The sequence below is a fragment of the Legionella sp. W05-934-2 genome (genome assembly GCF_964199965.1).
In the GTDB taxonomy this organism is placed as follows: domain Bacteria; phylum Pseudomonadota; class Gammaproteobacteria; order Legionellales; family Legionellaceae; genus JAFIFT01.
Genome location: NZ_CAXMZT010000001.1, coordinates 308114 through 335056, shown reverse-complemented (window position 1 = coordinate 335056; position 26943 = coordinate 308114). Strand labels below are relative to the sequence as shown.

Genomic DNA, 26943 nt, shown 5'->3' with positions numbered 1-26943 from the left:
GCTATACTGTGTATCGGTATATGATATAATTCGATAGTGGTATACCAATCAAGACAATAGGGAGATTGGAATGATTAGTAGAGCAATCCTAAAAGATCTAATCGCTGGATTTAGTGTTTTTTTACTGGCTTTGCCTTTGTGCCTCGGTATTGCATTAGCAAGTCACTTCCCCCCCAGTGCAGGCATTATTTCTGCAATTTTGGGAGGAGTTCTTACTTTTTTTTTAGGCGGTTCGCCATTAACAATTAAAGGTCCTGCTGCTGGTTTAATTGTCATTGCGCTCGGGGCTGTCCTAGAGTTAGGCCATGGCAATTTTCAATTAGGCTATGAAAGAGCACTAGCTTGTGGCTTTTTTGCAGCAATCATTCAAATTATTATTGCTTACAATAAAAAAGCGACTTTCGCTGAAATCATGCCACCATCCGTTATACACGGGATGTTAGCAGGCATTGGAATTATCATTGTGGTAAAGCAATTTTATGTCCTAACTGGTACCCATCCTATTTCTACTAGTTTAATTCAACTTATCATGAATGCTCCTATGGCAATTATCAAAGAAAATCCAATCATATTCGCAATAGGCTTGATTGCACTTTTTATAGCTATTTTTTGGTCGAAAATAAAATATTTAAATAATATACCCTCAACAATTGTCGTTATCATTACCGTGATACCTTTATCCTTGTTATACGATATTTCCCATGAGCATATCTATCGATTTGGTGGTACAGAATATAACCTAGGTCCCGGCTACTTAGTCCATTTGCCACTCAATTTTCTAGAAGCGATTCAATTCCCTGATTTTTCAGTCGTTTTTTCATTTTCTAGTATCAAATACACGATTATGTTTGCGTTAGTTGGTTCCATCGAATCATTATTAACGGTATGCGCAGTAGATACACTTTCTAAAGTGAAGAAGCCCTCTGATCTCAATAAGGATCTCATGTCAGTGGGTGTTGGCAATCTAGCTTGTACTCTCCTTGGAGGATTACCTATGATTGCTGAAATTGTGCGTAGTAAAGCGAATATTGATTACGGAGCCCAATCTAATAAAGCAAATTTATTCCATGGCATATTTATGCTTATTGCCGTCTTAGCTCTTGCGCCGGTTATAAACCTGATTCCATTATCTGCATTAGCCGCTTTACTCATTTTTGTTGGCTTTAAACTGGCGTCTCCAAGAACATTCATCCATGTGTATAGGATTGGGCTCGATCAAATTGTTTTATTCTCAACAACGTTGATTATTACGTTAGTTGAAGATTTATTGACAGGGGTCATTGCGGGCTTAATTTTAAAATTAATATTCCACAAGTTACGCGGATATAAATTTAAAGATTTATTTAATCCTTTTATTAGTGTTTCAATCCAAGAAGACAGGGCATTTGTCACTGTGAATGGGCCGCTTACGTTTGTCGCTTATACTAAGCTTAAGAATTTAATCATGCATGAGTTAGACGAACATCATACGGTTATTCTTAATCTTGCCAAAACCCATTTTATAGACCACACGTTGGTTCAAAAATTAAACGATTTAGAACATGAAATTGGAGCGTCCTTGTTTATTGTTTTAGGGAAAGAGCATCTTCAACCTATCTATAACCATGACTTAGCAGCAAGAAAGGCGAAATGATGAGCAGTGATTTAATTAGTGATGTAATTAATAAAGTCTTTCACGCTATTCCGGAACAAGGGCCGCTAGAATTCTTTGTTCACCACAACACCTTGCATCATTACGAACATTTAAATTTTTTTGACGCTGTGAAAAAAGCAAGCCAGGATTTTAAATCGCGGGCGTTTATGCCTGAGATTTATTATTGGCAACAATATCATCAACATCGAATTGAGAAAAAAGACATCGATGCAGCAATTAATGAATTTCTGCATCGACGAGAACTAAAGGTTCCACCATCAATCATTTATAACCTATTAATGCGAGCTAACACGAATAATTCATTTTCTTTTTCTCAAGATGTTAAAAATTTGAAAAATCTGTCAAAGATTAATAAGACGGCATTCTACAAACATGCCATTAAGTCTGAGTTTCACGTCAATATTGATTATATTATCAGTCCACATATCTATAAATTTTTTGCATGTTATTTTGATTTTGGATCAGCCTATTGGCCAATGGCTTCAAGAGAAAAAGGGATGTGGCATTGTTTTAAAGCATTATATAGTAACCCCTTTCCCTTAATCGGGCATTATTTAGAGACACTCATTAACATAGTAAGAAATTACCAGCATCTACCTATAAATGATGTGTTTAACCAGCTGTTAGAAAGATTACAAATAGACAAAGAACTTTCCATACCGTATTTGTTTGATTTGACTTATCGTTTTAAAGGTTGGGCAGGTATGTTAAAAAGCTTAAAAAACCACCCTGAATGGATAAAAGAGCCATCAATTGTAGCCAGCGAAGTGGAATTCATGCTTATCTTAATGATTTGCGAATTTGCCGCTATTGAGATGATTACTCCTAACCCTCCCAAAATACCAATAGCAGTTTCATCCTATCAGCATTCTGAATCATTTATAAATACATTTGTCTATCAATGCAAAAAATATCCTGAACACAAGGAGAAATTTGAAAATATTTTTCATCATTTAACTGATCTGGATCGGGAAGAAATTCTTCATCGAGCCTATGAGAAATCATTTTACACCAATTTTTTAGATGCTTATGCTAGTCAAACGCATATCTTTCCTGGTGAAAATACAAGTAGCAAGATTGATTATCAAGTGATTTGTTGTATTGATGAGCGTGAAGAGTCTTTGCGTCGATATTTAGAGATCGATCCGCATTGCGAAACATATGGTACCGTCGGGCATTTTGGACTTCCTATCCGATTTAAAGGGTATTTTGATAAGAATCCAAGGGCCTTATGTCCGATCAATGTCAAGCCAATTTATGAAATTGTTGAAGTTGGTGAGGTGAAAAATTACTTTAAATTGAAATCATTATTCATTTATGGTGAATTACAATGGATAGCTGCATTAAGCTCAAAGTCATTACTTCGGGGAACCGTGGCACTTCTTTTTGGTTTTTTTACTAAGTTGTTTCCAGTTTTATTAGACATTTTTTCTCCTAAAATAGCTCATAAGATTAAACAAACAGCTAAAAGCCATATTAATAAAGCCATCAGCACAATCCTGGTTTATCGAAAAGAAGATACCCCAACAGGTATTCCTATAGCAGAACGTATTAATTTGGCAGCAAGTTTTTTAAAAAATATGGGATTGTCTAAAAATTTTAGTCCTTACATTTTTATTGTGGGGCATGGATCGTCCAGTTTGAATAATCCCCATGAGGCTGCCCATGATTGTGGGGCTTGCGGGGGAGGCAGAGGGGGAGCAAATGCTCGTTTAATGGCATTGATATTAAATGAGAGTATTGTTCGTGACGCTTTAAGAAAAACAAAGCATATCACTATTCCTGAGCAAACGCAGTTTATAGGTTGTTATCATAATACTTGCGATGATAATCTTGAATTATATGATTTGCCTAAACAAGTAGATCCTATTTTTAATCTGATTATAGAAAAACTGCATAACGCATGTCATATTGATGCGGCCGAACGATCTCGACGTTTTACTTCCTTGCCTTTTAATCACTCACCAAACTATTACCATCAAAAAGTACGGGAAAGGGCTATTGATTTTCGCCAACCAAGACCAGAATATGGTCATGCAACCAATGCTGTTTGCATTGTTGGGCCTAGAATAATGACCAGGAATTTATTTCTTGATAGACGTGCTTTTTTGCTTTCATATGATGAAAAAGAAGATCCGAGTGGCTGTATTCTTAATGTCTTATTAAACACGGCTGGACCAGTTTGTGCAGGCATAAATTTAGAATACTATTTTAGTTATATTGATAATGAAAAATATGGTTGCGGTACAAAATTGCCACATAATATCACTTCTTTGTTAGGGGTGATGAATGGATATCAAAGTGATCTACAGCTTGGTTTGCCATGGCAGATGGTTGAAATCCATGAGCCAGTTAGGCTGATGGTATTGATAGTATGTCGCTTAGATATCATAAAGCAGCTTTTAAATCGCGAATCAAATTTTAGTGTTTTGGTCATTAACCAATGGATTGAATTAAGCATTCATGACACGGATACCAATGAAATATTTCAATATCATGATAAATCTTTTCACAAAGTAGCTGTAGCTAACTATCCACCAAGCTACTTAAGGATTGATCAAGATATTTTGAATTCCAGAAATGCTGTACCTTTCGGGCATATCGTATTATGAACCAATGGTTATCTGAATATTTTTTTTATTATTATTCAATCTCAGCAATTGTGAGATTCCTATTAATTTTAATGTTTAGTTTACAATTTCCAATTAAGACATCTGAAAAAAAAGCCAGATATCTTGTGAATATTGGAATTGTGGTCGATTGTATACATCTCGTAGCGTTATTGGCATTTTACCAATACTTGAATAACACCATCGTAACAGAGTTTCTTTACTTAACGATAGACCTCCATATCATTTGGAATTTTTATTCAATTGTTTTTTTCGTTTTTTCTATCATTTTGTTGTCAATTATTGCTAAGTTTTCTGTATTTTATCTACATCGAGATAAATATTTTTTCAAATTTTTCAGTTTATTTTATATTTTGGAGTTGGCCATCTGTTTTTTAGTATTAACGGAAAATTCAGAAAGCTTATTTATTGGCTGGGAGCTCCTGGGATTATCATCCGTACTTTTAATAGCTTTTTATGAACATAGACCCCAAGTGTTAAAAAATGCATTAACCATCCTTGTCATTTATAAACTATCAGATGTCATTTTTTATTCTGCATTGATATATGGCGCATTTGTTGGCAATCACTCTTATCTTCAAGGCGAGGGAACGTTAACACTTAGTTTTATTTTGATCTCTTGTTTGATTAAATCAAGCATTTTCCCGATAATATGGCTGCCACGTGCTATGGAAGGTCCTACACCTTCAAGTGCAGTTTTTTATGGAGGATTATCAACACATCTTGCATGCTTTATTTTTCTATCCGCATGGTCACATGCCGCTGAACATAATATTTATCTCATTATAATAGCAACAGCTTTGACCTTAAGCTTCTCAGTTATCGCAAGCTTGATGAGCAAGCAAACACCTGACATTAAAAATGCGATTGCCTATGCCTCGATAGCGCAGCTAGGTTTAATATATATAGAGACTCTTTGGGGTTATTATACCTTCGCCCTGATGCATTGTGTTTTAAATGGGCTTTATAGAACCATCGAATTTTTAAAATCACCGTCCCTTTTATATCAGCACCATTCTATTGAACAAAATAGGAATAATAGACAGGAAAATGAGCGTTATTTGATTGAATCCCGCTTTCCTCTGAGAATTAAACAGCGACTATATTTTTTCATCTATCATGAATTTATATTTCCTCGATTTTTGATAAGCACAATTCAAGGATTTTTAGGACTTCATACGACAAGTCTCAGCACCAAAAGCCTGATTAATTATTTCTTAACAACATTGTCTTTTTTTATCATTTTCGAAATATTCATTTATTTCTTGTTTAGAATACCAATCAGTTTTTTTGATGAACTTCTTTTTATGGTTGCTTTTGGATTCCATATTATTGCTATTATTCATATAGTTAATCCGGTTCGATTTTTTATTTCCTTAAGCGCATCAACTTTAGCTGTATTCCAGGTTTTGCTTCAACATACATTTATTGAGATACATCCCATCAGTTTTTTATATTTTTTATTATTAGGCTATTTTATAATGGAGCTTGTTATATCAAGATTTACAAAACATTCTAGAGAAGTTAGGGATATCCAATCTTCACGGTCTAATTTTTTTAAGATATGTCTGCTTGCCGTTGGTATATCTTTAGTCGGTATTCCAGGCCTTTTAAGTTTTATTGTTTGGGAAAACCTAGAACATGTTTTACTAAAAAAGGCACCAGATATTATAACAGATGGTTTCTCCATTATGGCGTTAAACACGATTTTGTTTTTTAGATTCTATTTTATTAATTATTTAGGTTCAAATGGCGATAAAGAAGTATTTCATCTTGTAGAAAGAGAGTAACGCACTTGGTATAAATAGCCTGTTGTGGAGTTATGGTAACGCATAAGTATTTTAATTTATTGTCGATGGTTAATCATCATCTGATAATATATTAAACCAACTAATCTATAGTGATAACAAATGATCAAAAAATAGTCTAATCTTATAGTATCCTCGCAAAATAATGGAGTTTGAATGCGCGCATTACTGCTAGCGATATTCATGCTATTTAGCCAACTCATCCACGCTGATGAGTTTATCGGGTTCTCTGCCTATGAATCAGGTGATTACTCCACTGCTTACACTCATTTAGTAAAAGCAGCTGAGCAGGGAAATGCTGAAGCGATGTACTTGGTGGGTCGAATGTATCATCAAGGACAAGGTGTTAATCAAGATACGGCTAAAGCCAGTGAGTGGTATCAAAAAGCAGCAGACGCTGGCAATGCACTTGCACAGTTAAGTTTGGGGCACATGTATGATACGGGTGAAGTGGTTCCTCAAAGTTATGAAAAAGCGTTGGCTTTATATAAACAATCAGCCAAACAAGGTAATGCCGTTGCCCAACGAAATGTTGGTTTGATGTATATGAATGGTGATGGAACGAAAGCCGATCCCAACATCGCGCTTCAATGGTTTTTAAAATCAGCCAAACAAGGGTATAGCAAAGCGCAAGTGAATGTTGCTTATATGTACATCAATGGTGAGGGCGTTAAAAAAAATATCCGTAAAGCGCAATATTGGTATCAACAGGCTGCGTTACAGGGTGATCCAAAAGCGGAATACAGTCTAGGATTAATCGATAATGGAAATTATGGATTGCCCCCCAATAAAGCACGTGCTTTAAAATGGTTTAAACGTGCTGCATCAAGAGGGCATGTGAATGCCCAAGCCTTTTTGGGGTATTACTATGAAATGGGTTTTGGAACCCAAGCGAATCCAAAATCAGCAGCGTATTGGTATCAGTTTGCTGGGAAGAAAGGCCACCCCCTTGCACAATTACATCTTGGGCAATTATATTTAAGTGGCTCGGGTGTCGATAAAAATTATGAAAAAGCAGCCTATTGGCTAGGTCTTTCAGCATTACAAGGTAACTCCGATGCGCAAGCAAGACTGGGGTATTTATATATGACAGGCCTTGGCGTTACTAAGAGTAATACGAAAGCCTATGTTTGGTTAACCATTGCTAGTGAAAGTGATAATCCAATGGCAGTAAGGCAACTGGCTAAGCTTAAAAAAGCAATGAGTCAGGCTGAAATGAAACAAGCTAAAAGTATGGTCAATGAATACCATAAACGGATTCAAGCCACAGAATAGGGGACATCCCCAATTAGATGAATCGAATAATGGGGCTTAAAGCGCGTGATAACTCACATAAACCACATTAAGTTTCACTTTCTTTTTTTCCTTTTGTTGTGTTCGCTCAATGATTGTAAATTGCTGTAAGTCTTTATCGAGATAGCTTACCTTGGCGACAACTAAAAAATAATTGCTTTGCACCGTCACTTGATTGGCTGGAATATTATATTGCTTGAGAAGCTCATCTAGTTTTGATTTATTGTGGATTTGTCCACTACTACGCAGTTCTATGATGCGATTAACTTGATTATCTTTTAAACCATCACCTAAGATTTTAATTAACTCTGGTGGTGCTGTCGCAATATTAATCGGTGTAAGATTGGGTAAGGCGATGATCGATGGCATTAATTTTTCAGCGATTTGACTGGATACGCCAGGAATCAAACGGATTTCTGACGGACTGGTAAACAGTTGGTATCCCGGATAATAGGGTGGCTTTTGGGCTAAGAATTCGCTTAACAAGGGATCATGGCCTCTTTCGAGACGGTGAGGTTGTGTCCAGTAGTGGCATAGTTTAATAATTTTCTTGGCTGTATTGGCTTCAATGCCCTGATTCATTAGCAGTTTTTGAAACGGTTTGTGGTGGTTTTTATTTTCGAGATTGTTAATGTTGAAACGACTTTGTAAATCGATTACTTTTCCCGATACTTGCCAATTTTTATCGTTTGTCAAATGGGTAAATTCAACCAGTGTCGCTGGGTTGTTATTTCGTTTTGCTGCTGGTAGTCGAGATTGTCGTAACCATTGAATGCCTATTAACGTGGGTAGCTGGGCCTTGTTTTTTAAAGCGCTTGCTTCAACAGTAATTTGCATTCTAGCAATGTCTAATTTTAGTCGCAATGTCATTGCTGTGGCGGCAATGGCGACTAAGGTCATAATAAATAAAGCCGTTAGTAAGGCGCTACCTGCTTGTCTACTTCGATAGTAAATTTGCATAAGCCGCCTCAGGAATGATAAATAGGGGTTGCATTTCCCCCCAGTCTTTGAATTTTAAATGAACGCGTATTGCCTTTGGTAGTAACTCTGGTTTGAGTAACCTCTCGCGGATAGAACGTTGGGGGCGCCATTCATTTAATGTATCCAACGTGCGATTGATGTATTCAAAACGGCAACTTGATAGGTTTGAGAGAATGGCCTTTTCATGAAACCGATTACGATTTGTTGTGTCCAGCTCAAGCCAACGTTTGCGATACAGTTTGCCATTATCACAACGATAAGCGACTCGTTGCATCGATGAGCTATGTTCTTGTTGTTTAGGATTGAGCAAGCCTGAACGAGTAAATTCAATATAGTTTCCTTGCCCAACAAAAACGGGGAAATAGCGAAGATCATTACCACGAACTGAACGAGGAATTGCTTGATAGCTGTCTTGCTGCAATAAGGCCATGGCGATTTCAAGTTGATTTAATTTATCGGCCATTAAATTGACTTTTTCGCGCGCATTGAAAGCATGATACAGTGTGGCACTGGTAATTGATGCGATGACGGCAAATATTACCAAAGCAACGAGGATTTCGATTAAAGTAAACCCTTTTAAACGAATCATGATAGCATCCAATACCCGGTTAAGGATGGCCTAAATGGTCCAGAGCGTTTCGTGCTTGTCAAAATAGTGATTGATTTGATGCGACTAGAGTCTGTTTTTTTGAGCTGGACTTGCCAGAACCAATCTTTATTAAGCCATCTTGTTTTATAGGTCGTAAAAGTTCGATTGGTGGGAGTAAAAAGCCCCAGCCGAATTTCATTCATTGCTTGTTCTGCCACCCAGTGACTGACCATTGTTTCTTTCAGACGTTGGGTTTGCTGAATGTCCTGACCGGTTGTGACGAGTAACGCGGTTAACGCGATGGATAAAATGGCGAGTCCGAGTAATACTTCTATCAAGGTAAATCCTTTAGGATTGGGCATGAATAGATAGTCCTCCATTTGCTTTGCCATGTACCTGAATCATCTTCTTCTTATTGGTATCTGCAATATAGATGTCAAATGGAGTGATGTCGCCAGATGTTTGAATAACAATATTGACAGACTCGTTCATCGATTTGCTAAGTTGGAACTGTAACCCATTTGGCAAGGGTTGTTCTTGGTAGACTCGGCTGTTGTTTATCGTTTGCCAACCTTTTGAAGGGATATATTTTTTTGCTTGATAACCGTTGGGATGGATTGTGATTCCCAGGAGGCGATTTTCTAATATTGCCTTTTGTTGTAACAAGGAGATGTATTGCACCATCTGTTCAGCAGCGGATTTTGCTTGTTTTGATTTTCCAAAGTCGCCAAAAGATAGGACGGCAAAGGTAGCGGCGGTGCCAATAATAATTAGCACCACCATAATCTCAATTAATGTAAACCCTCGTTTATCGCGCATTCCAATTACCAATTTCAGCGTTTTTGCCACTACCGCCTGGTTGACCATCCGCGCCATAGGTAAAGACATCGATTTCACCGTGTTCACCTGGATTCATATAAAGATAGTCGCGATTCCAAGGGTCTTTGGGAATCGATTTTAAATAGACTTTCCAATTCCTAGGCTCTGGGCTTGTTGTTGGTTTTTCAACAAGGGCCACCAAACCTTGCTCAGTGGTTGGATAAAACCCATTGTCTAATCGATAAAGATCCAGTGCATTTTCAATAGCTAATACATCATGTTTGGCTTTAACTGCCCTGGCTTCATCGGGCCTTGACATGATTTTTGGAACCACAAAAGAAGCCAAAATGCCTAAAATAACTACGACAACCATAATCTCAATAAGCGAAAATCCGCGCTGTTGTTTCATCATAACCTCTCGTTAACTAATCAATTGTTCCATCGAAAAAATAGGCAGCAAGGTTGCAAGTACGATAAACAAAACAACTGCGCCCATAAATAAAATCACCATGGGTTCAAGCAGCGTTAATGCCGTGTCAATTAATCGTTTGAGCTCATTGTCCATATGTATCGCTGCTTTTTCCATTAATTCTGCTACTTGACCTGAGCGTTCTCCACTGCTGATTAAATGGATTGCCATTGGGTTAAGAAACCCTGTTTCTTTTAGGCTTTGGCTAATGCTCGTTCCTTCTTTCACTTTAATTGCTGCTTGATCGAATGCCTTTCGCATCACGACATTGCTAATTAATTGGCTGCCAACGCGCATGGTTTCTAGCACCGAAACGCCGGCAGAAAATAAAATTGCAAACGTGTGAATATAGCGTGCATTATTACTGGAAAGGATTAAATAGGATGTAATTGGTAATCGAAGTTTTAGGTGATGCCAACGCCACAACCAGGATTCATAGGTGAGGGCATAGCGGCATAAAAGGGTTATTCCAATTAGCCCAACCAACAAAAATATACCATAATGTTGTAAAAAATGGCTTAGATCAATCAGTACTTTGGTCATTGTTGGTAACGATTGACCACTGCTAATGAAGACATCGATGATCTTTGGAACGACATAAGCAAGGAGGAATCCAATGATGCCAATTGACACCAAGATCATTAAACTTGGATAAATTAACGCTTGGATTGCCTTTTGGCGGTTTGCTTGTTGTTGCTCGGTGTATTCGGCAAGCTTAAGCAAGACAAAATCGAGTTGCCCGGTTTGTTCCCCGGATCCAACTGTTGCACGATAGAGTTCGGGGAATGCTGCTGGATACTCACCCATTGCTTGGGCTAAGCTATATCCTTGAACCACTTTGGCTCTTAATCCAATTAATATTTCAACAACTTTATTCTTTTCGGTTTGCTCAATGACACCTTGCAAGGCCTCATCGATTGGAATTCCCGCTGATAGCAGCGTTGCCATTTGTCGAGTGAGTAAGGCTAAATCAGCCGTGTGTAAACGATTGGACCGTCCAAACCCTTTACGGCCTTTCACAAGTTGGATTTGGGTTGGAATAAGGCCTTGTTGACGAATACTATCACGGGCTTGTCGTTCAGAATCGGCTTCGATAATCCCTTTTTTTGATTCGCCCGAGTTATTCAAGGCATGGTATTGAAATGCGGTCATAATTTCTATTTAACTACGGTTTTGCAGATATTTTACTTCGAATTCGTTTAATCTACTAGTTTTCTATTTAATTCACTACGCATGTTAAAGAAAAAGATAATCCATTTACAGCTGTTAGCCGAATTATTAGCAGGCTTTAGTATACGATTTTTATATTAAGGTTTCCTTAGATACAACGATATATCTTAGCCGCACTTTGTACCGGACAAAAACAAAAAAGAACTAATACGAGCCCGTGCCCGAATCTGAAGAATTGAAAGATAAACTTTGATCTTGAAGCAGCCCACCGAAAAATAGTGAACTGTGCCCATTAAAAACCGGGTACGGGCACGGGCTCGGGCGCGGGCACGTACTAGATATTAGTTTTTGTCTTGTACAGAGTAGATTGCAACTAGGTATATGCGCTAGAATGGGCGTTATTTGAAAAAAGGTTATTGTAACTAGCTATGCAAGCATTTAACAAACGTAGAACGTTTGCCATCATCTCACATCCCGATGCAGGTAAAACCACTGTCACTGAAAAATTGTTGTTATTCGGGGGCGCTATTCAATTGGCTGGAACCGTAAAAGGTCGAAAGTCAGACCGTCATGCGAAATCAGATTGGATGGAAATGGAAAAGGAAAGAGGCATTTCCGTCACGACTTCTGTCATGCAATTTGTGCATAAAGGCTATACCATGAATTTGCTGGACACCCCGGGGCATGAGGATTTCTCAGAAGATACCTATCGAACTCTCACAGCTGTTGATTCAGCAATGATGGTCATCGATGTGGCAAAGGGGGTTGAAGATAGAACGATTAAATTGATGGAAGTTTGCCGCTTGCGTGATACCCCTATTATGACCTTTATCAATAAACTCGATAGAGAAGGTAAAGAGCCCATTGAATTGATGGATGAAGTTGAGTCGGTGTTGGGGATACGGTGTGCGCCTGTAACCTGGCCAATTGGCATGGGAAAGCGGTTTAAAGGTATTTACCATCTAGAAAAAGATAGAATTTATCTGTATCAACCTGGCAAAAATCAGCAAACACAATCTGGTAAGGTCATTGAAGGACTTGATAACCCTGAGTTGGATGCGCAACTGCCTGACATGGCAGATGAATTAAGAAGCGAGATTGAATTAGTTCGGGGCGCATCACATCCGTTTAACTTGCACGACTATCTTCAAGGAACGCTAACGCCTGTTTATTTTGGCTCAGCCATCAATAATTTTGGTATTGAAGTCATGCTCGATGATTTTGCAGAATTTGCACCGGGACCTCAACCTCGACAAGCGGAGCAACGCATAGTCAAACCAGAAGAAGATAAATTTTCAGGCTTTGTCTTTAAAATACAAGCGAATATGGATCCCAAGCATCGCGATCGAATTGCATTTTTGCGTGTGTGTTCTGGCAAATTTGATAAGGGGATGAAACTAACCCATTTGCGAATTGGTAAAACTGTTCAAATTAGTAATGCGCTGACGTTTATGGCCGGCGATCGTTCGCATGCGGAGGAAGCATTGCCAGGAGATATTATTGGTTTACATAACCATGGCACCATCCGTATTGGCGATACTTTTTCCGAAGGTGAGATGCTTAAGTTTATTGGAATTCCAAATTTCGCACCGGAATTATTCCGCTTAGTTCGTTTAAAAGATCCGTTAAAATCAAAATCGCTCGTCAAAGGGTTAATCGAACTATCCGAAGAGGGCGCGACGCAAGTATTTCGCCCCTTAAACAGCAATAATATGATTTTAGGTGCTGTTGGAATATTGCAATTTGACGTCGTAGCCCATCGTTTAAAGCATGAGTATAAAGTCGATTGTGTCTATGAATCTGTTAATGTCAATTGTGCTCGATGGGTCTACAGTGACGATGAAAAAGCGATGGCTGAATTCAAGCAGAAAGCGCACGATTATTTGGCCTTAGATGCAGCTGATGCGCTACTGTATCTCGCGCCAACGCGTGTTAATTTGACAATGGCGGAAGAAAGATATCCAAAAATTACATTTTGTTCTACGCGTGAACACTAGGGCTTTCAGCTAGGTTAGGTAAACTGTGTGGCATAATTCTATATAAAGGGCGTTCCTTAGTTAAATACGGCGCCCTGTATCATATAATTCCTTGGATTTCTGGACGTCATCTCGAAAACTTGCGTTGTTCCAGCCCTTTGCTACACTTCTATATGAGATTGATATATACTAATAAATCATAATAATAAATCGGATAATTCCATGAACGACAACATAGTCGAGATACGATCGATGTGTTTTTCACGTGGTGAAAGAATGATCTTTAATCAGGTCAATTTATCCATTCCCCGTGGAAAAATTACTGCCATCATGGGGCCAAGTGGATCGGGTAAAACCACGTTGTTGCGTTTAATTGGTGCTCAATTAACACCTGATCAAGGCACAGTGTTTGTTGATGGAAAAAATATACATCAATTAGGTCGAAAAGAATTATTCCAAGCACGACAAAAAATAGGTCTTTTATTTCAGAGTGGTGCGCTCTTCACCCACCTATCGGTGTTCGATAATGTGGCATTTCCTTTAAGAGAGCATACTAACTTAAGCGACCATATTCTTCATGAAATTGTTTTAATGAAATTGCAATCGGTGGGTTTACGAGGCGCGGCACATATGATGCCTCATGAGCTATCTGGGGGCATGGCTAGACGAGTGGCACTGGCGCGATCGATTGCATTAGATCCCCAATTAATGCTTTATGATGAACCGTTTACTGGGCAAGATCCGATATCAATGGGGGTCTTAATGCGGTTAATCCAACGTTCAAATGAACTACTCGATTTAACTTCGGTCATTGTGTCTCATGATGTAAATGAAGCGTGCAGCATTGCTGACTGGGCTTATTTGACTGTCGGTGGACGCATCATTGCTGAGGGCCATCCTAAATCGCTCATGGATTCTGATGATCCTCGCGTGAGACAATTCATGCATGGCGAAGCAGACGGAGCCGTACCGTTCCATTATCCTGCTAAACCCTACGAAGAGGAGTTGCTGAATGATTAATTGGATTGAAAGAACCGGTCAACGTGGCATCTCATTTGTTCGATTAACGGGTCAAAGCGGCCTTTTTTTGTTGTCGATTCTGTTTCGTAGGCCTCAATTTAAAAAATTATCCGTGGAGTTTCGCAATCAACTGTATTTTATCGGGGTCCTATCCTGTTTAATTATTGTTGTATCAGGATTATTTATTGGCATGGTTGTTGGCTTGCAAGGGTATAACACCCTGCAGAAATTTGGTGCGGGGACTCAATTAGGACAATTATTGGCATTGAGTATTGCACGTGAATTAGGACCAGTGATTAGTGCGCTGTTATTTGCTGGTCGTGCTGGTTCGGCTTTAACGGCAGAAATAGGCCTAATGAAAGCCACCGAACAGCTTGCCAGTATGGACATGATGGGGGTTGACCCCATCGGTCGAGTTGTGTATCCCCGATTCATTGCAGGACTTATTTCATTACCATTATTGGCAATGATATTCTCTGCTGTTGCGATTTATGGTGGGTATTTTGTCGGTGTTCAATGGTTGGGTATTGATGCTGGCAGTTTCTGGTCAAATATGCAATCAGCTGTTAATTTTCACTTGGATGTATTAAGCGGTATTATTAAAAGCGTTGTTTTTGCGTTTGTGATGATCTGGATAGCGGTATACCAAGGATTTAGCTGTGTACCAACGGCGGCAGGGATAAGCCAAGCAACCACAAGAACAGTTGTGTATTCATCGTTAGCCGTTCTTGGTCTGGACTTTTTGCTAACGGCAATGATGATTGGAGGATGGTAATGAAAAAACAAAAGTTAATAGATATCAGTGTTGGATTGTTTATGTTAGCAGGTTTATATGGCTTTTCCGTGATGGCATTAAAAGTCAGCGGATTAACCGACTGGGAAGCGCCACCTTCCTATTATGTGACGGCTAATTTTGCTGATATTGGCGGGCTGAAAGTTCGAGCGCCTGTCACGGTGGCTGGTGTTCGCATTGGTGAGGTGACAAAAGTTGAACTTCAGCCAGACCAATTAAATGCCAAGGTGACCATGCGATTAAATCGTAATAAGCAAATCCCATATGACGATGTCTCCGCTCGCATTTTAACGGAAGGTTTGCTTGGATCCAACTATATTAGTATCGTACCAGGCTTTGATGATAAAGATAGCGATCATCCCTATCTAGTCAATGGCGATCAAATTGGCAAGACACAAGAAGCTATCATTTTAGAGAATTTAATTGGTCAATTAGTTTTTAATATCAATAAATAAAAGGGGAATTCTATGATCCGTTTATATCGGTGCTTAATGGCATCAATCCTATTGCTGTTTTCATTTTCGGTTATGGCTCAAACCTCCCCCGTACCGATGCTTGAAAATGTTGCTCAAAAAATATTAGTGACCTTAAAAAATAATAAATCTGAATTAAAGAAAAATCCTGAGATTATCCGTTCGGCTGTCCAACGGTATTTACTGCCGGTTGTTGACACACGGGGTATGGCGCGATCAGTGTTAGGACGACAAGCCTGGAACAAAGCAACCCCTGCTGAAAGAGACCAGTTCATTCGTGCGTTCACAAAATTAGTGATACGTACTTATGCGAACCCCTTAGCAGAATATACCGATGAAACCATTCAATTTTTACCGATTAGAGGATCAGTGGATAGTCGTTTTCTCCGGGTAAACAGTGTTATCAAACGCTCAAATGGACAAAATGTTCCATTATCCTATAGTCTCGTCTCCAAAGGCGCTAATTGGAAAATATATGACTTAAGTGTCGAGGGTGTTAGTTTGCTCCAGAGCTTTCGCTCTCAATTTGCTCAAGCACTTCAATCCTCATCAATGAAAAAATTAATTGAACAATTAGAGAAAAAAGCGAGTGCTGCCTAATGGACGCGATTACATTTAAACCAGAGGGTGCTTTATCATTTGGCACCATTGCTGTTTTACAAGATGAAATCAACCATATTTTAAAGTCGCTTGACAATAAACCGCTTATCTTTGATTTGAGCGCAATTGTTAAGTGCGACAGCGCCGGTTTAGCTTTGTTAATTGATTCCATTTCACAATTAAAAAAGCGAGAGTTGAATTATCAATTTAAGGGTGTTTCCAAAGAGATTCGTTCCTTAGCGAAGTTTTATGAAATTGATAACTTATTAACAGATGCTGATTAGAGATAGTTACATGATTGAGAATGATGAAATTAAGTCACTTTTAGAAAAACAGCCAGATATCCAATTTGCAAAAGTGGAAGGCGATGGATATCACTACCAAATCACGGTTGTTTCACCATCATTTCAAAACTTAAGCATCGTTAAGCGGCAGCAAAAGATATACGCTTTATTAACAGAGTGGATAGCTGAAGGTAGCTTGCATGCAGTATCCATGAAGACATTGACCCCTGAAGAATGGGAGAAAAAAAATGGATAAACTAATTATAAAAGGTGGTACCCCCCTCGATGGTGACGTCACAATTTCGGGTGCTAAAAATGCCGCTTTGCCTATTATGGCAGCTACCTTACTTGCTTCTGATAATGTGACTATTTCAAACGTACCTCATTTACGTGATGTAACCACCATGATGGATTTGATAGGCCAACTGGGTGCTAGCTTAACCGTCGATGATAAAATGCATGTTCAGGTAGATTCAACCAAGGTTGATAATTGGGTAGCACCTTATGAGCTTGTTAAAACGATGCGTGCATCCATTGTTGTTTTGGGACCTTTGCTTGCTCGATTTGGGAAAGCAGATGTTTCATTACCTGGTGGCTGTGCTATTGGAAGTCGTCCCGTCGATTTGCATTTAAAAGCGCTAAAGAATATGGGGGCCCAAATTGAAGTTGAAAATGGCTATGTGAAAGCGCGTTGTCCGGAAGGTCGATTAAAAGGGGCTTTAATTGTATTTGATACAGTGACAGTCACAGGGACCGAGAATGTCATGATGGCGGCAACCTTGGCCAAAGGAAAAACAATATTGAAAAATGCAGCGCGAGAACCTGAAGTCGTCGATCTTGCCCATTTTCTCAATTTGATGGGTGCTAAAATTACAGGCGCAGGCACTTCCACGATTGAAATTGAAGGGGTCGAAGCGCTAAAAGGTGGAAGTTATTCTGTTATGCCAGACCGAATTGAATCAGGAACCTATTTAGCGGCAGCAGCTATTACACGAGGTCGCATCACCATACGAAAAACGAAACCAGATACCTTGTTATCTTTATTGTGTAAGTTTGAGGAATGCGGTGCTGAACTTAGTATTGGTGAGGATTGGGTGACACTCAATATGAATGGCAAACGACCTGAAGCAGTGGATATTAGTACGGCTCCATATCCAGGATTTGCTACCGATATGCAAGCACAATTGATGGCAGTCAATTGCATTGCCAAGGGAAGTAGCGCAGTCATCGAGAATATTTTTGAAAATCGATTTATGCATGTCCAAGAATTACAGCGCATGGGTGCAAAAATTCGTTTAAATGGCAATACGGCGTTCATTCAAGGCGTTGACAAATTAACGGGGGCGCCTGTGATGGCTACCGATTTAAGAGCTTCAGCAAGCTTAATATTGGCTGGCCTTGCTGCCAAAGGTGAAACGGTTGTGCAACGTGTTTATCATGTTGACCGAGGATATGAACGAATAGAAGAAAAATTATCCATGGTTGGTGCTGACATAAAGCGGAGTTCATAAACACGATGAGCGTTGGCCGTGCACAGTTAGTCACCTATTTAGATGAGCTATTATGTGTTGATCTGTTTCATGATTACACATCAAATGGTTTGCAAGTTGAAGGAACGGATCAAATTAACGTTCTATGCACGGCTGTCACTGCTTCGTTAGATGCGATTAACCAAGCGATTAGTTATCATGCCGATGCTTTGTTGGTACATCATGGCTATTTTTGGAAAGGTGAGTCGCCTGTTATAACTGGCATGAAGCGCGCGCGTATGGCGAGTTTGATTACCAACAATATCAATTTAATAGCCTACCATTTACCTTTAGACGCCCATGAAAATTATGGCAATAATGTGGGTTTAGGGAAAGCATTAGGATTAACCAAAATTCAATCTAAAGCCGCAATGGGACAACCTGATTTGTTATGGAGTGGCCAATTTAAAGGGCCTGTGTCAGCGCAAACTTTATCCAATCAACTAGAAAGGATTTTACAACGTAAGCCGCTTGTCTTTAATGCGAGAAATGCTGATATTTCCAAGGTGGCTTGGTGTACAGGTGGTGCACAAGATCTCATCGAATTGGCCCATCAAGTGGGTGTCGATGCATTTATTAGTGGTGAAGTATCTGAAAGAACATATTACATAGCAAATGAACTAGGAATTGATTATTTTGCCTCGGGTCACCATGCAACAGAACGTTTTGGTGTACAATTATTAGGAGAGCATTTGAAAAACCAATTTTCTGTTACACACCAATTTATCGATAGTGCTAACCCAGTATAAACTATGATACAGATACATTTACATTTTTCACATGCCTGGGGCGGACCCACATCACCCGGGTTTATTAAACAATCGCCAGAAGACTTTCGCGTTGAAGAGTTGTCAAATATTGAATTTAGTGATTCGGGTGAACACCTCTATCTGCAAGTTGAAAAAACCAACCTAACCACAGAGCAATGCAGTCAATCGCTTGCCCGCATTATTAAAAAACCAGCCAACGTTGTTTCCTATGCAGGGCTTAAAGATAAATTTGGTATTACAACGCAATGGTTTTCGATCCATTGTCCCGGCGAGGATGTCAGCCCTCTAATTCCTGATCAACACGATGGGTGGCGAATTTTACAACGTCGCCGACACCACAAAAAACTAAAAATTGGATGGTTGAAAGGCAACCGGTTTCAGTTAATAGTCAGAGATGTCACGCGAACGGATATGTTAGATGATCAATTAAAGCATATTCAGCAGCAAGGATTGCCCAATTATTTTGGGCCACAGCGTTTTGGTAATCAGGGAAATAATATATATCAAGCATGGCAGTGGTTTAATGGCCATAAAAAAGTAAAAAACCCGTTTATGAAGGGGATGCTTTTGTCTGCTGTGCGTGGATATTTGTTTAATCAGCAGTTGTCCTTAAGGGTGCAACAGCAAAATTGGCAAAAAGCAATTCCTGGGGATGTGCTTCAATTAAGTGGAACCCACAGTGTTTTTGTTGCTGATAAAATAACACCTGATATCCAGCTAAGAATTTACGAACACGATCTGAGTCCTTGTGGACAATTAGTAGGCAAAGAGAGAATTATGTCTAATCAGGAAGCATACCAGATTATGCAAGATGCACTGAATCCGTATCAAGCATTTGTTGATGCGTTGATTGAGAAAAATGTGAGCGCTGCCTGGCGAGCCTTTATATTAAAACCGGTTGCTTTTGAATGGGAATGGCTGGCCGAGAATCAAATTAAATTGAATTTTGAACTCCCGGCAGGCGCCTATGCCACGACTATACTAACTGAGGTGTTTCAGATTCAGGAACGCTTGTCTCCTTAGTAACCTTTTCACTCGTCTCCGTCTCAAGTGTTTCAGTAGGCTTTTTGGTTGCCAATCTTTCAGAGATTTTTGATTTGATCTCTTTAACAAGCTCCGACTCATTGAGCATATTCGGATCGATTTCTTGAACCACCTCAAGCTTTTCCATCTCTTCGAGAGAGAGTTTTTTAGCTTCAATCAGTTGTCCTGATGAATACCATTGGCCGTTGATTAAAGACACACCTTCGTTGGGTATTTTATCCGATCCTTTACTAGTCGCCATATCGAGTGCCGCAGATGCCGTTAAACGGGCAAATTTTAAAATGAGATCTAACGGCAGCCCGAGCAATGCACCAATAAGTTGGCCAGTATATTCAAACGTTTTTCCCATCACATAAGCGGAAGATAAACCCATAACATTTGTTACTGCCTTGCTTGCGATTGTTGGTGCTAATAGGGTGATTCCTGCTGTTGGCCCCATAACCATATAGATAAATGATCCAACAGCGGCTGTTATCGTCCATTGGGTGTTTTGCATGCCAGTGGATCTACTGACTGCTTCACCGACTAATGCGCCTATTGAATAGCCCACTAAACTGGCAGGCCAGGCAAATGAGACAGAAAGGATGCGGGCAAATGGGAATGTACCGAAGGTAGACTGACATTTAATCAATTCTTCTTTGGCAAAATCATAGAACCCGGCAAAATAGGTAAAGTCGATACCATGTAAATCATAAGAACCATATTGTCTGGTATTGCCATTTATCTGGTTAAAGTAGTCATGAACAGCATTCAAACAATAAGCGCGAGATTCTGGATCAAGTTTATTAACGGTATTGATCCCCAAGGACTCTTCGAGCATTTCCTTGAGCTTACCCGATTTGTTTGTTTCCATAATATGGATGCAGGCGCCCGTTAAAACTCGTAATGCCATTAATCGTCTATTCTGGATCTCTTGGACAATTTCTAAGTCACTCTTTCCCTTTTTAAAGTTTTCGGGAAGTTTATAATTGAGATGATCGTGGAAATGATGATGTAACCAAACTAAAGCGTTGATTTGTTTGCTCCGCATCTCGGTATTATGATAACCAACTGACTTGTAAAATGAGGATGGGGAAGGATTGTTGAGCTTTGCTCCTGTTCTCCCCTCATATTCCTTGGTGAGCTCAGAAACACTATTAATTTTTTGTAAAAAGGCTTTATCGTCAAGTATAAAAGGTGTTGAAGACATTGGACCACTCCCTGTGAAACATGAAAACCTAGGACATTCGATCAATGTAAAGAAATGCAGAGAAAAACACCATCATTGTGCGAATATCCTTTACGATAAATCTTAGTTTACGCAAATTTGCAAGAAATGCAATCACATTTGATTTATTTATACGATCAGATAAAATCCTATTTATTGGCAGTTAGTCTATGAATTATTGATAATTTTTATAATCAGGCGTTGATTTTGGGTGTGTTGTCTTGGTTTATTGATAGATAATTTTACTTTGATATATTAATTGAGGTTATAAAGTGGTAAACCTCCCTTTGATTGATCAGTATTGCTTAATTACACAGAGAGCATTGTTTGGCAACTATCCTATTTAACATGCTTAAGAGTCCCTATATAAGACTATTACGCCCTGAACAGTGGACGAAATCCCTTTTTGTTTTGTTGGGTGTAATCTATTCCCATTCATGGATGAAAATAGGGGATGCAATGTTGGCGTTTGTTGCATTTTCTTTGGCGGCAAGTACGGTCTATGTTTTTAATGATATTCACGACAGACAAGCAGACGCCTTGCACCCCAATAAATGCCAACGCCCAATTGCCTGTGGTCAAGTCGCTATCAAACAAGCGTATTGGTTGTTAGCGTCCCTTTTAATAATGACGCTTTTGATCAGTTTATTTATTTCGTATAACTTAATTGTCATCATACTCATCTATTGGCTTATCAATTTTGGCTATAATATGGGCTTAAAGGGGCTGCCAATCATTGATGTATTGTCGATTGCGAGTGGATTTGTCTTAAGAATGTTAGCTGGAACACTCGGGATTGGTCTAAAATACTCGCGTTGGCTATTGATATCGGTGACTTTTTTGAGCTTACTGATTGCATTATCAAAACGATATTTGGAGAAAAAACGAGACCTTGTCGAACCCATACGTCCGGTATTGTCTTATTATAGTCTTTCTCTATTAAAAGCCTTTATCATCATCAATGCAGTATTTGCGATGTTGTCATACCTTGTGTATATTACAGCTGTTCATCGGCAAAACCTGTTTTTTCTGTTAACGACAGTCTTTGCTTTATTGGGGATGGTGAGATATATCCAAGTGATTTTTCAATCCAACCGACAACAAGATGATCCAATTCTGGTAATGATCGATGATCGAACCATAATAATTTATCTAGTTGGATTTGCCATCTGTACCATGTTGGCTTTTTTAGGGATCTAGTGAATGACAACATTCATGAAAAAATTTATTCGCAAAATGCCAGTCTTGTCTACGGATCTAAGCCTTTGTCTATTCGCCTGGTTTATAGCCTACTGGTTCCGTTACAACTTAGACACAATGCCCCGAGAAATTTTTACTGCTCCCATTGTTGCAGCATCTTGCTTGATGTTGTTAGTTCAAACTGCAACCTATTATTACTATCGTGTCTATCGGGGCTTTTGGCGTTTCGTTTCATTAAATGATGTCTCTCGCATTGTGCAAGCGACTATCTCCGCTGCAATCCTTGTTCTACCCGTGCTGTATTGGACACATTTGTTAGCATTTGTACCGCGTTCCGTGCTGCCATTATATTGCTTCATCTATATAAGTACTCTATGTGGCACACGATTTATTTGGCGATTATTATACGATAATCGCAGTCGTAACCCAGTGACAGGAAACAATGAACGAATTTTAATAATCGGTGCTGGTAGCTCGGGTGAGAGTTTATTGCGAGATATTAAACGAACGACACGCCACACTGTTTTAGGTTTTATTGATGATGACATCCGTAAAAGAGGGCTAGAAGTACATGGTGTGCCTGTGTTATCTGGCATTAACAACATAGCCACAATTATTGCTAAAAAACAGATAACATTGGTATTTGTGGCAATTCCTACTGCCAGCTCAAAGACAATGCGTCAAATAATCGAACAATGCGATCGTTTTGATATTCCTGTCAGAACGTTACCCAGTTTATCAGCACTTGCTGCAGGTCAAGTCAATACGAATGCGTTAAGGCCTGTTAAGCTTGAAGATTTGCTTGGACGTGATGAAGTGGCATTGAATTGGCATTTGATTGAAAAAAATATTCAGGGGAAGAGGGTGCTTGTCACAGGGGGAGGAGGGTCAATCGGCTCCGAGCTTTGTCGTCAAGTTTTGCGCTTGGCACCTGCCCAACTGATGATCATTGATCACAGCGAATTCAACCTCTATGAGATAGAAAGAGAGTTACAAGCCACTTATAAACACATTCCGATGCATTTTATATTACAAAGTGTGAACGATCAGATTGGATTGTCCCATACGTTTGAACACTTTGCGCCAGACATAGTATTTCACGCAGCTGCGTATAAGCATGTGCCAATGTTGCAAAATCAAATTCGAACAGCCGTGTTAAATAATGTCATTGGTACGCAAATTGCTGCGGAATGTGCTGTGAATGTTGGCGTTGATAAATTCATATTGATTTCGAGTGATAAAGCGGTGAATCCCACTAATGTCATGGGGGCGACCAAACGAATTGCTGAACTATATTGTCAAAATTTAAATCAACGAGTACCAACACAATTTATTACTGTCCGCTTTGGCAATGTCTTAGGATCAGCAGGAAGTGTTGTTCCATTATTTCAACAGCAGCTGGCGACAGGAGGGCCCTTAACGGTCACTCACCCTGACATCGAACGATTTTTTATGACCATTCCCGAAGCTTGTCAATTGATTCTACAGGCAATGATCAATGGCTTAGGCGGTGAAATATTTGTATTGGATATGGGATCACCGATTAAAATTAAATACTTGGCTGAGCAAATGATCCGTCTTGCTGGTAAAAAGCCTGGGGAAGATATAAAAATTGAATATACAGGTTTACGTCCTGGGGAAAAATTATTTGAAGAGTTATTCCATGATCAGGAAAAGCTTGGCCAAACTGCACACGCTAAATTGTTTAAAGCAAAATATCGCTTGATGGACTGGTCTATTTTGAACGATTATATTTTGCAAATGAAACAGCATTGCCAGTTTAATCAAGAAGCTGAATTATTACTGCTTCTCAAAGAGTTGGTGCCTGAATTTCGAGATAATGAAGTCATTTTAGTGTGACAAACTGTGTTAATGGTCCACGTTTCTATTAAGCAATATTAATTTTTTGTCCAATGCGCAAGGCATTTCCTTTAATGGAAGGATTCGTTTGCTTTAAGCGCTCAATAGTGGTGTTAAAGCGCTTAGCCAAGTGAGATAGCGTGTCTCCCTTTTTCACTTTATAGCCGGTTAGTTGTGAATTTTTCTTCCATATAACCAGTTGTTCACCGGGTTGTAGTTTCCGCTTTGTTTTGATTTGGTTCCAATATTTGATTTCTCCCGTTGAGACACCATAACGACTTTTAAGAATCGCATAAGAGTCACCTGGTTGAACAATATGAATTATCTTAGTATGAGTAGCCGATGTGGAGCGATCGATCAGATTATTTTTTTGGATTTTTGTCGCCAAATTCGTTGGAATTCGATTAATGGAAGGGATTAAAAGCGTTTGTCCTTCTTTGACATTTTCGGTCTTCAAGTGGTTTAGTTCTTTAATTAATGTTACCTGCGTCTTATGATTTCGGGCAATCACACTTAAACTTTCATTTTTTGCAACCGTGTGTTTTGTCCAATTGACCAGATCATCATTCGAGGATTTTTTAATTTTTTGTTTAAAGCCATCCACTTTTTCAATGGGTATGTTGAGGTGATAAGGAGCATAGGGAGGTGTAGCCCAACGATTAAACCCAGGGTTAAGTTGAATGAGTTCTTTATAAGAAATATCGGCAAATTGCGCGGCTTGGGCAAGATCAATTTGGGAGCCTACATCCACTGTTTCAAAAGCGGGTGTATACGGGATATTGGGCAAATGGATTCGATATTGCGGGGCATATTTAATAATCTCAGCTAGCGCTAGCAGCCTAGGCACATAGACTTTTGTTTCTCGAGGCAACTCTAAAGACCAAAAATGGATTCGATTAGGCTTTTGTTTACTTTGGCGGATAGCTTTTGTAACCGTCCCTTCGCCAGAGTCATACGCGGCAATGCTTAATATCCAATCCCCGCTGAAGTATTTAATTAAATACTCATAATAGTTAAGTGCCGCTATGGTCGATTGTTGAATATGTCGACGGCCATCAAACCACCAATCTTGCTTTAACCCAAGCCCGCTTCCTGTTCCAGGCATTAATTGCCAAAGGCCTGCTGCGCCAGCACCGGAGTATGCAAATGGGTCATAGGCACTTTCTATCATTGGTATTAAGGCTAATTCCCCGGGTAAATGACGTTTTTTAATTTCTGCAACAATATGATAAATATACGGTTCAGATTGTTGTGCAAGTTTCTGTATGTAATGAGGTCTTGATGCTAGCCATTGGATTTGTTTACGGACTTCTGCTTGGTTAACTTCATGATTTAATCTGAATTGGGATCGTAAAACATCCCAAACATTTTGTTGAACCGCAAAACTTGGTTTAACAACGATCCAGAATGAAAAAAATAGCAAATGTAAATTCAATATCCGTTTAAGAAACGTCAAACCATAAACCTACTTTCTAGCGATAGGAAAAGTCATCATACTAAAAATTCTGCTAAAGGGGAAGGCAAAGAATTGTTTATAATAGGGCTTATGCAGGGACCTATTCACGGACACAAGTGTTCACCTATATGTCCAAACAATGACTTATAAATAAATATCCACATCGGCTGCCAAGATTTTAAAAATCGTCTTTTAAAAGCCGCAAGTGCTTAAACGTATCATAAGCAGATAAATCCTGATATGCGGGGGAGCTTAATGATTTCGATATCGCCCTTAAAAAAGGGTTTATTTTTTTTTCAGTCGCTAAGTCGCTTGGAAGACTACAGGTTTGCGGTTGGGTACTTAAATGTTGAATTTTTTCGATAACTTTCTGATTGGAAGGTTCAATAGAATGAGCGAAGCGACAGTTATTTAAAGTATATTCATGGGCACAGTATATTTTGGTATCGATAGGTAGCTGATTAATTTTTTCTAGCGAATGAAATAATTTTTCCATAGTGCCATCAAAGACACGACCGCAACCCGCTGAAAAGAGTGTGTCGCCACAAAAAAGCATGGGACTATTCGGGTTAAAGTAAGCAATATGGGTCGATGTATGTCCAGGTATCGATAGAATGGTGAAATCTATGTCTAAAACATTGATTCGATCCCCTTCGCTTAGTGCGTGAGTCACTTGAGGAATACGGCTATCATGCGGACCATATACTGGAGTCCCGGGATATTGTGATAACAAATCACTGACTCCGCCAATATGATCAAAATGATGATGGGTGAGGACGATAGCAGTCAAAGAAAGCTGATGTTGGCGAATATAGTCCAAAACAGGTTTGGCATCGCCTGGGTCGACGCAAACGCACTGCCTTTGATTGTCAACTAACAGCCAAATATAGTTATCTTGAAACGCTGATAATGGTATGATTTTCATGGGTTGATTATATCATTAGCTTTGTATTGGACAATTTTAAAAAATCCGTCGATGCAAACGTAGTGAATCAATCCAGCACGGTTTTTTTGTTCAGAGATTGAACTGGATTGCTTCGCAAAGCTCACAATGACGGTGCTTTTAAGGATTTCTCCAGTACAAAGATCAATTCGTTCTATACGAACTATAGCTTACATTACGTTCATATAACAAATTTCTTCGTACTCGATAGTTTCCTTTAACCCATCGTCATTGCTGTCTTTATGAGGCAATCTAGTCCAACAGCTGAGAATAGTTTTCTATCTATTAAAGTATGCCGGATACATGATATAAATCCACTAGTTATTTGGTTTGAAGTGCTATTTTGTTTATAGACAATTTAAAATACTTTGGGCA

General features: G+C 39.1%; 25 protein-coding genes. 16 read left to right on the top strand and 9 right to left on the bottom strand.

From position 1 onward, the window contains the following. Window positions 1-70 precede the first annotated feature (70 nt). From AB3348_RS01590 to AB3348_RS01575, 4 genes are all read left to right on the top strand, one after another. The gene (locus AB3348_RS01590; RefSeq protein ID WP_367605783.1) at window positions 71-1633 is read left to right on the top strand and encodes a SulP family inorganic anion transporter; all 1563 of its coding nucleotides are present in this window, start codon (window positions 71-73) and stop codon (window positions 1631-1633) included. Continuing rightward, window positions 1630-4266: a putative inorganic carbon transporter subunit DabA gene (locus AB3348_RS01585; RefSeq protein ID WP_367605782.1), complete on the top strand. Its 2637-nt coding sequence runs from the start codon at window positions 1630-1632 to the stop codon at window positions 4264-4266. The genes AB3348_RS01590 and AB3348_RS01585 overlap by 4 nt, the downstream gene beginning before the upstream one ends. Window positions 4267-4337: 71 nt before the next feature. After that, window positions 4338-6074 carry a proton-conducting transporter membrane subunit gene (locus AB3348_RS01580; RefSeq protein WP_367605781.1) on the top strand — a complete coding sequence of 579 codons (1737 nt, stop codon included), beginning with the start codon at window positions 4338-4340 and terminating at the stop codon, window positions 6072-6074. A 174-nt stretch (window positions 6075-6248) separates the two neighbouring features. Next, on the top strand, window positions 6249-7367 hold the full coding sequence (locus tag AB3348_RS01575; RefSeq protein ID WP_367605780.1) for a tetratricopeptide repeat protein: 1119 nt from the start codon (window positions 6249-6251) through the stop codon (window positions 7365-7367). A 36-nt stretch (window positions 7368-7403) separates the two neighbouring features. Here AB3348_RS01575 and gspK read toward each other — a convergent pair whose 3' ends face one another. From gspK to gspF, 6 genes are read right to left on the bottom strand one after another with little or no spacing between them, the layout of a single operon-like run. Continuing rightward, complete coding sequence (gspK, locus tag AB3348_RS01570) at window positions 7404-8345, bottom strand: type II secretion system minor pseudopilin GspK (RefSeq protein ID WP_367605779.1); 942 nt, start codon at window positions 8343-8345, stop codon at window positions 7404-7406. Continuing rightward, window positions 8323-8955 carry a GspJ family T2SS minor pseudopilin variant LspJ gene (gene lspJ, locus AB3348_RS01565; RefSeq protein WP_367605778.1) on the bottom strand — a complete coding sequence of 211 codons (633 nt, stop codon included), beginning with the start codon at window positions 8953-8955 and terminating at the stop codon, window positions 8323-8325. The genes gspK and lspJ overlap by 23 nt, the downstream gene beginning before the upstream one ends. Further along, window positions 8952-9317, bottom strand: a complete 366-nt coding sequence (gene gspI / locus AB3348_RS01560) for a type II secretion system minor pseudopilin GspI (RefSeq protein ID WP_367605777.1) — start codon at window positions 9315-9317, stop codon at window positions 8952-8954. Before gspI ends, lspJ begins: the two co-directional genes overlap by 4 nt. Next, window positions 9304-9774: a type II secretion system minor pseudopilin GspH gene (gene gspH / locus AB3348_RS01555; protein ID WP_367605776.1), complete on the bottom strand. Its 471-nt coding sequence runs from the start codon at window positions 9772-9774 to the stop codon at window positions 9304-9306. The genes gspI and gspH overlap by 14 nt, the downstream gene beginning before the upstream one ends. Beyond that, window positions 9764-10183 carry a type II secretion system major pseudopilin GspG gene (gene gspG, locus AB3348_RS01550; protein WP_367605877.1) on the bottom strand — a complete coding sequence of 140 codons (420 nt, stop codon included), beginning with the start codon at window positions 10181-10183 and terminating at the stop codon, window positions 9764-9766. Before gspG ends, gspH begins: the two co-directional genes overlap by 11 nt. A gap of 12 nt (window positions 10184-10195) precedes the next feature. Then, window positions 10196-11395 (bottom strand): type II secretion system inner membrane protein GspF, encoded by a 1200-nt coding sequence (gene gspF / locus AB3348_RS01545; protein WP_367605775.1) that lies wholly within the window; start codon window positions 11393-11395, stop codon window positions 10196-10198. A 446-nt stretch (window positions 11396-11841) separates the two neighbouring features. Here gspF and AB3348_RS01540 point away from each other — a divergent pair, with 446 nt between their 5' ends. The 10 genes from AB3348_RS01540 (at window position 11842) to truD (ending at window position 19881) form a co-directional block, all read left to right on the top strand. Next, the gene (locus tag AB3348_RS01540) at window positions 11842-13410 is read left to right on the top strand and encodes a peptide chain release factor 3 (RefSeq protein ID WP_367605774.1); all 1569 of its coding nucleotides are present in this window, start codon (window positions 11842-11844) and stop codon (window positions 13408-13410) included. Window positions 13411-13611: 201 nt separating this feature from the next. Then, window positions 13612-14409 (top strand): ATP-binding cassette domain-containing protein, encoded by a 798-nt coding sequence (locus tag AB3348_RS01535; protein WP_367605773.1) that lies wholly within the window; start codon window positions 13612-13614, stop codon window positions 14407-14409. Next, window positions 14402-15184, top strand: a complete 783-nt coding sequence (mlaE, locus tag AB3348_RS01530; RefSeq protein ID WP_367605772.1) for a lipid asymmetry maintenance ABC transporter permease subunit MlaE — start codon at window positions 14402-14404, stop codon at window positions 15182-15184. The genes AB3348_RS01535 and mlaE overlap by 8 nt, the downstream gene beginning before the upstream one ends. Further along, window positions 15184-15657, top strand: coding sequence for an outer membrane lipid asymmetry maintenance protein MlaD (mlaD, locus tag AB3348_RS01525; RefSeq protein WP_367605771.1), 474 nt, complete (start codon window positions 15184-15186; stop codon window positions 15655-15657). The genes mlaE and mlaD overlap by 1 nt, the downstream gene beginning before the upstream one ends. A 15-nt stretch (window positions 15658-15672) precedes the next feature. Continuing rightward, window positions 15673-16275, top strand: coding sequence for a phospholipid-binding protein MlaC (locus tag AB3348_RS01520; RefSeq protein ID WP_367605876.1), 603 nt, complete (start codon window positions 15673-15675; stop codon window positions 16273-16275). Beyond that, entirely contained in the window at window positions 16275-16559 is a 285-nt protein-coding gene (locus tag AB3348_RS01515) for a lipid asymmetry maintenance protein MlaB (protein WP_367605770.1), read from the top strand. Before AB3348_RS01520 ends, AB3348_RS01515 begins: the two co-directional genes overlap by 1 nt. Before the next feature lie 13 nt (window positions 16560-16572). Then, window positions 16573-16815, top strand: coding sequence for a BolA family protein (locus AB3348_RS01510; RefSeq protein ID WP_367605875.1), 243 nt, complete (start codon window positions 16573-16575; stop codon window positions 16813-16815). Beyond that, complete coding sequence (gene murA / locus AB3348_RS01505) at window positions 16808-18070, top strand: UDP-N-acetylglucosamine 1-carboxyvinyltransferase (RefSeq protein ID WP_367605769.1); 1263 nt, start codon at window positions 16808-16810, stop codon at window positions 18068-18070. The genes AB3348_RS01510 and murA overlap by 8 nt, the downstream gene beginning before the upstream one ends. A 5-nt stretch (window positions 18071-18075) precedes the next feature. Then, window positions 18076-18837: a Nif3-like dinuclear metal center hexameric protein gene (locus AB3348_RS01500; RefSeq protein ID WP_367605768.1), complete on the top strand. Its 762-nt coding sequence runs from the start codon at window positions 18076-18078 to the stop codon at window positions 18835-18837. 3 nt (window positions 18838-18840) lie between these two features. After that, the gene (gene truD, locus AB3348_RS01495; protein ID WP_367605767.1) at window positions 18841-19881 is read left to right on the top strand and encodes a tRNA pseudouridine(13) synthase TruD; all 1041 of its coding nucleotides are present in this window, start codon (window positions 18841-18843) and stop codon (window positions 19879-19881) included. Here truD and AB3348_RS01490 read toward each other — a convergent pair. Continuing rightward, a complete protein-coding gene (locus AB3348_RS01490; protein WP_367605766.1) occupies window positions 19835-21091 on the bottom strand; it encodes a hypothetical protein in 1257 nt (418 codons plus the stop codon). The genes truD and AB3348_RS01490 overlap by 47 nt on opposite strands. A gap of 366 nt (window positions 21092-21457) precedes the next feature. Between AB3348_RS01490 and AB3348_RS01485 the strand changes: the two genes are divergently transcribed. Together AB3348_RS01485 and AB3348_RS01480 are read left to right on the top strand one after the other, a co-directional pair. Further along, window positions 21458-22309 (top strand): UbiA family prenyltransferase, encoded by an 852-nt coding sequence (locus tag AB3348_RS01485; protein ID WP_367605765.1) that lies wholly within the window; start codon window positions 21458-21460, stop codon window positions 22307-22309. A gap of 15 nt (window positions 22310-22324) precedes the next feature. Next, window positions 22325-24169, top strand: a complete 1845-nt coding sequence (locus AB3348_RS01480) for a polysaccharide biosynthesis protein (RefSeq protein WP_367605764.1) — start codon at window positions 22325-22327, stop codon at window positions 24167-24169. 28 nt (window positions 24170-24197) lie between these two features. Here the strand turns inward: AB3348_RS01480 and AB3348_RS01475 are convergent, their stop codons facing one another. Next, the gene (locus AB3348_RS01475) at window positions 24198-25625 is read right to left on the bottom strand and encodes a LysM peptidoglycan-binding domain-containing protein (RefSeq protein WP_367605763.1); all 1428 of its coding nucleotides are present in this window, start codon (window positions 25623-25625) and stop codon (window positions 24198-24200) included. Between the two features lie 178 nt (window positions 25626-25803). After that, complete coding sequence (gene gloB / locus AB3348_RS01470) at window positions 25804-26550, bottom strand: hydroxyacylglutathione hydrolase (protein ID WP_367605762.1); 747 nt, start codon at window positions 26548-26550, stop codon at window positions 25804-25806. Between the last annotated feature and the right edge of the window lie 393 nt (window positions 26551-26943).